Genomic DNA, 6,153 nt, shown 5'->3' on the forward strand with positions numbered 1-6,153 from the left:
CGGCGCGGCGGGAGGCGGCCTCGGCCTCGGCGGCGGCGGCCCGGGCGGCCTCTTCCGCGACGAGCCGCTCGGCAGCCTGCTCGGAGGCGGCCAGCTCCGCGGCGCGGCGCAGCGAGGTGGCCTGGTCGGCGGCGGCGGTCTGCTCGGCGAGCCGGGCCAGCGCCTCCTCGTGGGTCAGGGGCGGCAGCGGCGCGGTGGCCTGCTTCTGCCGGCGACGCCAGCCACGGGCGGTCGCACCTTCGTCCGGAGGGGGTGCGGCGCTCATGGCGCCGGATCGTAGCGGCCGCGGCGGGTCGGCGTCGGCGAGCATCCACCGCCCACGAGACCCGCCGAACTACTGGTGGAAGTGCCCCGCCGTCGGCCTCCCCGCGCCGGGCAGCCCGCGCGGCCGCTTACTTCCACCAGTAGCTCGGTCGGGACGGTCAGTAGACGAGCGCCTGGACGTCCGGCTGCAGGACCTCCTCGGCGAACGACGCCGCGCCGCGGATCACCACGCCCGGCAGCAGCTGCTCGGCGGTGATCCCGCGCCGGGAGGCGCACTGGGTGCAGACGGTGACGGTGCCGCTGGCGACGACGGCCGCCAGGAGGTCGGCCAGGGGAGTGGCGAGCGGCAGCGAGAAGTCCTCGGCGCGGCCCGGCACGCCGTACCACGCCGCCTCGCCGGTCAGCCACAGCGAGACCTCCGCGCCGGCGGCCACCGCGGAGGCGGCGACGGTGAATCCTTGGTTGCACCGCTCAGCGTCCTCGGAGCCGCAGGTCACCTTGACGACGAGTGGGCGCGACATGGGCGTCAGCCTAGAGTGGGCGGGTGCCTTTCCAGATCCCGGAGAACCTCCACCCCGACTGCGGCCCGGTCGCCTGGATGCTCGGCACCTGGCGGGGCAACGGGCGCGGCGACTACCCGACGATCGAGCCGTACCAGTACGGCCAGGAGCTCGTCTTCCAGCAGGACGGCCGCCCCTTCCTCCACTACTTCGCCCGCTCGTGGGTCATCGACGACGAGGGCAAGACGGTGCGCCAGGGCGCGCAGGAGACCGGCTTCCTCCGCTGCCGGCCCGAGGGGCAGGTGGAGCTGGTGCTCACGCACAACACCGGCTTCGTCGAGATCTGGTACGGCACCGCCGAGAACGGCAAGCTCGAGCTGACCACCGACGCGGTCGCGCGCACCGAGTCGGCCAAGGAGGTCACCGCGGGCCACCGGCTCTACGGCAACGTCGAGGGCGACCTGCTCTACGCCTACGACATGGCCGCCGTCGGCCAGCCGCTCCAGCCGCACCTGTGGGCACGGCTGCAGCGGGCCTGAGATGGCCGAGCAGGACTGGCGGGAGCGCCTGCGGTCGCGCGGCTACCGGCTGACCCCGCAGCGCGAGATGGTCCTGCGCGCGGTCGACGAGCTCGGCCACGCCACCCCCGACGAGGTGCTCGGCAAGGTCCGCGAGCAGTCCTCGGCGATCAACATCTCCACCGTCTACCGGACGCTCGAGGTGCTCGAGGAGCTCGGCCTGGTCCGGCACGCCCACCTGAGCGACCGCGCGCCGACGTACCACTCGATCTCCGACCACGAGCACTTCCACCTGGTCTGCCGGAATTGCCAGAAGGTCGTCTCCGTTGACCCTGATGTGCTGAAGCCGCTCACCGACCGGCTGGAGGCCGACGGCTTCGTCGCCGACGTCGGGCACCTGACGGTGTTCGGCCACTGCACCACCTGTCCGCCGACCGAGGAGTCCTCATGACCAGCCCCCTGCTCGACCTCCCCGGAGCGGTGGCCGGCGACGGCATCGACGCCCCGGTCGCCGCGCACTACGGCTCGTTCAACGGCGAGCAGCGCACGCTCGAGTCCGGCGAGGGCTTCGTCGACCTCTCCCACCGCGACGTGCTCCGCATCGAGGGGCCGGACCGGCTGACCTGGCTGCACAACCTCACCACCCAGCACTTCCTCGACCTCGCGCCCGGTGCCTGGACCCAGGCGCTCGTGCTGAGCCCGCAGGGCCACGTCGAGCACGCCTTCGAGGGGTACGACGACGGCGCGGTGTTCACCGCCCACACCGAGCCCGGCGCCGGCGCGGCGCTCGTCGAGTGGCTCGAGCGGATGAAGTTCATGACCCGCGTCGAGCTCTCGCTCGTCCCCGACCTCGCGGTGATGTGGCGAGCGGTCCCCGAAGGCGGCAAGCACGACGTCGTCCCGCGCGACCAGCTCCCGGCGTACGCCGAGGCCGCCGGGCCGGCGTGCGGGCTGTGGGCCTTCGAGGCGCTCCGCATCGCCCGCGGCGAGCCGCGCCTCGGGATCGACACCGACCACCGCACGATCCCCAACGAGGTCGGCTGGATCGGCCGCGCGGTGCACCTCGACAAGGGCTGCTACCGCGGCCAGGAGACCGTCGCGCGGGTGCACACCCTCGGCCGCCCGCCGCGGCGCCTGACGCTGCTGCACCTCGACGGCAGCGAGAACCGGCTCCCCGCCCAGGGCGCCGACGTCCTCCTCGGCGGGCCCGAAGGCAAGGTGATCGGCACCGTCGGCTCCTCCGCCCGTCACCACGAGCTCGGCCCGATCGCGCTGGCGCTCCTCAAGCGGAACGTCGCCACCGACGCCGAGCTCCTCGTCGACGGCATCGCGGCCGCCCAGGAGGTCGTCGTCGACCCCGAGGTCGGTCTGCACGTGCGCCCCCTGCGCTGAGCGCGCGCCCGGTGTGCCGGCGCGCGGAACCGGAGACCGGACCGGCATGCGCCGCCTGCTGTCCCATCCGGACAAGCCCGACCTGCCGACGGACCTGACGCGGGAGTCGTGGCGGTACGTCGTGGCGAAGTCTGGCCGCGAGTTCGTCGACGACCAGTGCCTGGACGTGGGTGCGGCGCTGACGTTCTGGGGCGTGCTGTCGCTGTTCCCGGCGGCGGTGGTGCTGCTGTCGCTGGTGGGCTTGGTCGGGCAGGGCGGGGAGAGCGTCGACGCGGTGGTCGGGATCCTGCGCGACCTCGGCGCGGCGCCGGTGGCCGACACCGTCGAGCCGACGCTGCGGGAGCTGGCCGGGCGGCCGGACGCGGGGTGGACGTTCGCGCTGGGTGTCGCGGCGGCGGTGTGGACGGCGTCGGGGTACGTCGGCGCGTTCGGGCGCGCGATGAACCGCATCTACGAGGTCCGCGAGGGCCGGCCGTTCCTCCGCCGGCGGTTGCTCATGCTGCTGGTCACCGTGTGCCTGCTCGTGCTGGTGGCCGTGCTCCTCGTCGGGCTGGTGCTCTCCGGGCCGGCCGCGCGGGCGGTGGGGGAGCAGCTGGGTCTGGGTGGGACGGTGATCACGACCTGGAACCTCGCGAAGTGGCCGGTCATGCTCGTCCTCGCGATCCTCGTGGTGGCGCTGCTCTACTACGTCACGCCGAACGTCGTGCAGCCGAAGATCCACTGGCTCTCGGTCGGCGCGCTGGTCGCGATCGCGGCCTGGGCGCTGGTGTCGGCGGGGTTCGGGTTCTACGTGACCAACATCGGCCGCTACGACGAGGTCTACGGCTCGTTGGCCGGCGCAGTGGTGTTCGTGCTGTGGCTGTTCCTCACCAACCTGGCACTGCTGCTCGGCGCGGAGGTCGACTCCGAGCTCGAGCGTGCCCGTCAGCTGCAGGCCGGCATGGAGGCCGAGGCGCAGCTGAGGCTGCCGTTGCGGGACGCGAGCGGGGTCGCCGCGGCGGAGGAGCGCGAGGAGGACTACCTGCGGCGCGGCCGCGAGCTGCGGGAGACCCGCGGCGGCACCCGGCCCAGGGGCACCGAGGGCACCGACGGCGGCGACTAGGCACGGCCGCCCGGCGGCGTACGCGTTTGCGGGGCCGACCTGCGGAAACCGGGCGGCCATGGCCCGCCACTCGAAGCCCGAGTCACCCAGCGACCTGACCAAGCCGTCGTGGTTCTACGTCGTGCGCAAGACGGCGCGGGAGTTCTCCAAGGACCAGTGCACCGACGTGGCGGCGGCGCTGACGTACTACGCCGTCCTCGCGCTCTTCCCGGCCCTGATCGCGCTGACCTCGATCGTCGGGCTGGTGTCGAGCCCGCAGAAGACGGTTGACCAGATCCTCCAGGTGATGCGGGACATCGGCGCCGGCTCGCAGGCCGACACGCTCGAGCCGACGATCACCGAGCTGGCGTCCTCCCAGGGCGCCGGGATCGCGCTGATCCTCGGTCTGGCGACGGCGCTGTGGTCGGCGAGCGGGTACGTCGGCGCGTTCGGTCGCGCGATGAACCGGATCTACGAGATCCGCGAGGGCCGGCCGTTCTGGAAGCTCCGCCCGATCATGCTGCTGCTCACCCTCGTGCTGGTGACGCTGGTCGCCGTGGTCCTCGCCGGCCTGGTCGTCTCCGGTCCGGCGGCGGACGCCATCGGCAAGCAGATCGGCCTCGGCTCGACCGTCATCACGGTCTTCAACATCGCCAAGTGGCCGATCCTGCTGCTGATGGTCGTGGTGATCGTGGCGCTGCTCTACTACGTCACCCCGAACATCCAGCAGCCGAAGTTCAAGTGGATCTCGGTCGGCGCGTTCCTCGCGATCATCGTGTGGGTGCTGGCCTCGGTGGCGTTCGGCTTCTACGTCGCGAACTTCTCCTCCTACTCCAAGACCTACGGCTCGCTGGCCGGCGTCATCGTCTTCCTGCTGTGGCTGTGGATCACCAACCTCGCGCTGCTCTTCGGCGCCGAGCTCGACTCCGAGCTCGAGCGCGGCCGCGAGCTGCAGGCCGGCATCCCCGCCGAGGAGTCCGTCCAGCTCCCGCCGCGCGACGACCGCAACATCAAGAAGCAGGACGAGAAGCACGCCGAGGACGTCGCCAAGGGTCGCGAGATCCGCGAGACCCACGGCAAGCCCGAGGACGACACCAGCGGTCGCTGATCCCCGTCGCCGGGCTGGCACCATGGCGGCGTGACTGCCGCGGACCGGGCCCTCGCACGGCGAGGGCCGTGGTGGGCAGGCGTGGTCCTGCTCGTCGCGGGTCTGGTCGTCCTCGGGTACGTCGGGTGGCAGGTGTGGGGCACCAACTACGTGTCCGGCCGCAAGCAGGCGGAGGTCACCGCAGAGCTCGAGCGCAGCTGGGACCGGGGTGAGGACAGCGCCCGGACCGACGGCGGGGTCGCCGGGGCGGTGCTGCGGGTGCCTCGCTTCGGCGAGGACTTCGCCGTGCCGGTCCTGGAGGGAGTGGCCGACGAGGCGCTCTCGTCTGGTGTCGGCCACTTCGCGGGTTCCGCCGGTCCGGGGGAGGTGGGCAACTTCGCGCTGGCCGGCCACCGCATCACTCACGGCGAGCCGTTCGCCGACCTTCCGCAGCTCCGGGCGGGGGACGAGGTCGTGGTCGAGACCCGTGACGAGGTGTTCACCTACGCCGTCGACCACGCGGGTGACGAGCTGGTGGTGCCCTTCACCGAGACGTGGGTGGTCGACCCGGTGCCGGTCAACCCCGCCGGCACCGGCCTCCGGTCGCGGCCGCCGGCACGGCCCGAGCGGCTCATCACGCTGACCACCTGCGCCGAGCTCTTCCACACCGACGACCGGCTGGTCGTCTTCGGCCGTCTGGTCGACAGCCGGCCGCGCCGGGGCTGAGCGCCGGACAGTCCCGTCGGACCGTCGACGCCGCCGCGTCAGCGCAGGGTGAGGACGACCCGGTCGTTGGCCGGGACCGGGTCGCGGTTGCGGACCGCGGAGAGCGTCGCTGTCCCGCGGAAGGCCCCGCCGGTCGCGATGACGTCGATGCCCACCGGCCCGTCGGCGGCGCCGATCGAGCACCGCACGACGCTGGGGTCGGCGCGGTCCTCGGCGCACGGGACCCGGAGGTAGGACCCGTCGCTGTGCACGCTGCGCAACCGCGCGCCGGTCAGGCTGACCGTGAGCACTGCGTCCGGCGACGACGACCGCACCGGCAGCTCGAGGTGGAGGTGGGACCCGAAGTCCGCGGCGTACCCGCCGGCCAGCTGCAGATCCTCCGCCGTCCACCCCGGCGGCAGCGGCTGGCTCGGTGCCGTGGGCGGCGTGCTCGGCGGCGTGCTCGGCGGGGCGCTCGGCGGTTCCGGCTGGTTCGGCTGGCTGGGCGGCGTGCTCGGCGCGGGTGCGGCCGGCGGGGCCGGCGAGCCCGGGGCGGCCGGCGGAGCGACCGGGGCGAACGGCGCAGCGGGCACGGCCGGTGCAACC

Annotated in this window: 10 protein-coding genes; 7 read left to right on the forward strand and 3 right to left on the reverse strand. The window is 73.3% G+C overall.

Annotated elements, in window-relative coordinates; genetic code table 11:
- Together H7344_RS20020 and H7344_RS20025 are read right to left on the reverse strand one after the other, a co-directional pair.
- The coding region (locus H7344_RS20020) for a hypothetical protein (protein WP_186347750.1) at positions 1-265 on the reverse strand (265 nt) is incomplete at its 3' end.
- A 157-nt stretch (positions 266-422) separates the two neighbouring features.
- Entirely contained in the window at positions 423-785 is a 363-nt protein-coding gene (locus H7344_RS20025; protein WP_186347751.1) for a DsrE family protein, read from the reverse strand.
- Between the two features lie 23 nt (positions 786-808).
- Between H7344_RS20025 and H7344_RS20030 the strand changes: the two genes are divergently transcribed.
- From H7344_RS20030 to H7344_RS20055, 6 genes are read left to right on the forward strand one after another with little or no spacing between them, the layout of a single operon-like run.
- Positions 809-1,303, forward strand: a complete 495-nt coding sequence (locus H7344_RS20030) for an FABP family protein (protein WP_186347752.1) — start codon at positions 809-811, stop codon at positions 1,301-1,303.
- Position 1,304: 1 nt separating this feature from the next.
- Positions 1,305-1,733 (forward strand): Fur family transcriptional regulator, encoded by a 429-nt coding sequence (locus tag H7344_RS20035; RefSeq protein WP_186347753.1) that lies wholly within the window; start codon positions 1,305-1,307, stop codon positions 1,731-1,733.
- Positions 1,730-2,674, forward strand: a complete 945-nt coding sequence (gene ygfZ, locus H7344_RS20040) for a CAF17-like 4Fe-4S cluster assembly/insertion protein YgfZ (protein WP_186347754.1) — start codon at positions 1,730-1,732, stop codon at positions 2,672-2,674. Before H7344_RS20035 ends, ygfZ begins: the two co-directional genes overlap by 4 nt.
- Positions 2,675-2,720: 46 nt before the next feature.
- Complete coding sequence (locus tag H7344_RS20045; protein WP_186347755.1) at positions 2,721-3,776, forward strand: YihY/virulence factor BrkB family protein; 1,056 nt, start codon at positions 2,721-2,723, stop codon at positions 3,774-3,776.
- Between the two features lie 58 nt (positions 3,777-3,834).
- The gene (locus tag H7344_RS20050; protein ID WP_186347756.1) at positions 3,835-4,863 is read left to right on the forward strand and encodes a YihY/virulence factor BrkB family protein; all 1,029 of its coding nucleotides are present in this window, start codon (positions 3,835-3,837) and stop codon (positions 4,861-4,863) included.
- A gap of 30 nt (positions 4,864-4,893) precedes the next feature.
- Complete coding sequence (locus H7344_RS20055) at positions 4,894-5,568, forward strand: class E sortase (RefSeq protein WP_186347757.1); 675 nt, start codon at positions 4,894-4,896, stop codon at positions 5,566-5,568.
- 38 nt (positions 5,569-5,606) lie between these two features.
- Here H7344_RS20055 and H7344_RS20060 read toward each other — a convergent pair whose 3' ends face one another.
- The gene (locus H7344_RS20060; RefSeq protein WP_186347758.1) at positions 5,607-5,858 is read right to left on the reverse strand and encodes a hypothetical protein; all 252 of its coding nucleotides are present in this window, start codon (positions 5,856-5,858) and stop codon (positions 5,607-5,609) included.
- Here H7344_RS20060 and H7344_RS20065 point away from each other — a divergent pair.
- The coding region (locus H7344_RS20065; protein WP_222130936.1) for a hypothetical protein at positions 5,851-6,153 on the forward strand (303 nt) is incomplete at its 3' end. The two genes, H7344_RS20060 and H7344_RS20065, sit on opposite strands and share 8 nt — an antisense overlap.

The sequence above is a fragment of the Nocardioides deserti genome, from assembly GCF_014266025.1.
GTDB lineage: Bacteria > Actinomycetota > Actinomycetes > Propionibacteriales > Nocardioidaceae > Nocardioides > Nocardioides deserti.

Bases quoted from the DNA above. Each gene is read 5' to 3' on its own strand.
- H7344_RS20025 (WP_186347751.1), bottom strand. From the start codon at position 785: ATGTCGCGCCCACTCGTCGTCAAGGTGACCTGCGGCTCCGAGGACGCT.
- H7344_RS20035 (WP_186347753.1), top strand. From the start codon at position 1,305: ATGGCCGAGCAGGACTGGCGGGAGCGCCTGCGGTCGCGCGGCTACCGG.
- ygfZ (WP_186347754.1), top strand. From the start codon at position 1,730: ATGACCAGCCCCCTGCTCGACCTCCCCGGAGCGGTGGCCGGCGACGGC.
- H7344_RS20045 (WP_186347755.1), top strand. From the start codon at position 2,721: ATGCGCCGCCTGCTGTCCCATCCGGACAAGCCCGACCTGCCGACGGAC.
- H7344_RS20050 (WP_186347756.1), top strand. From the start codon at position 3,835: ATGGCCCGCCACTCGAAGCCCGAGTCACCCAGCGACCTGACCAAGCCG.